We start from the raw sequence: 778 nt of genomic DNA on the forward strand, positions 1-778 counted from the left end.
CGGCATCCGGCATGTCTTGCGGGGGCGGGCAGGTGAAGCGCATGTCTTCACCGCTTGCGGGGTGGGTGAAGTTCAGTCGCCAGGCGTGCAGCATCTGCCGGGGGGCCATGTCCTGCACAGCCTTGGGTGCGTAGAGCCTGTCCCCCAGCAGTGGGTGGCCCATATGCGCCATATGTACCCGGATTTGATGGGTACGGCCTGTGTGGATGCGCACGGCCAGCAGCGATACGCTGTTGTCATCCGTGCTCCAGAGCCTGCGCCATTCTGTAAAGGCTTGCCTGCCGCCCCGGTTCTCCGGAACCACGGCCATTTTTATTTTGGCTGTGGGGTGTCGGCCCAGCGGTTCGCGGCACTGGCCTTCAAGCGGGGGCAGGCCGCTTACGAGAGCCAGATACTCCTTGTGAACCTGACGTTCGGCAAAGGCTTCACTCAGTGTCAGGCGATCGGACTCTGTAAGGGCGACCACCAGAAGGCCGCTGGTGTCCTTGTCCAGACGGTGCACAATGCCGGGCCGCTGTCCTTCCAGTCTGGACAGTTGCGGAAAACGCCCCAGAAGACGCTGCACCAGGGTTTGTTCCGGGCAGGACGGACACGGGTGCACCGTAAGGCCCGCGGGCTTGTTGCAGACCACAAGGTGCGCGTCCTGCCAGAGCAGTTCCAGATGTCCTTCTTCGGGTTGCAGGCTGCCCTGGTGTTCCGGCAGGTTCAGGATCACGGCCTGCCCCATGTGCACCTTGGCGGCAGGGCGTTTTTCCGGCAGGCCGTCCACGGTGCAGCA

General features: G+C 63.5%; 1 protein-coding gene. It reads right to left on the reverse strand.

Annotated features, from left to right (window positions below):
* Positions 1–778 (reverse strand): RluA family pseudouridine synthase (locus V6C16_RS14580; RefSeq protein ID WP_333543605.1); only part of this gene is annotated, 778 nt, incomplete at both ends.

It is taken from the genome of Desulfovibrio sp. 1188_IL3213, from assembly GCF_036763145.1.
Taxonomy (GTDB): Bacteria; Desulfobacterota; Desulfovibrionia; order Desulfovibrionales; family Desulfovibrionaceae; genus Desulfovibrio.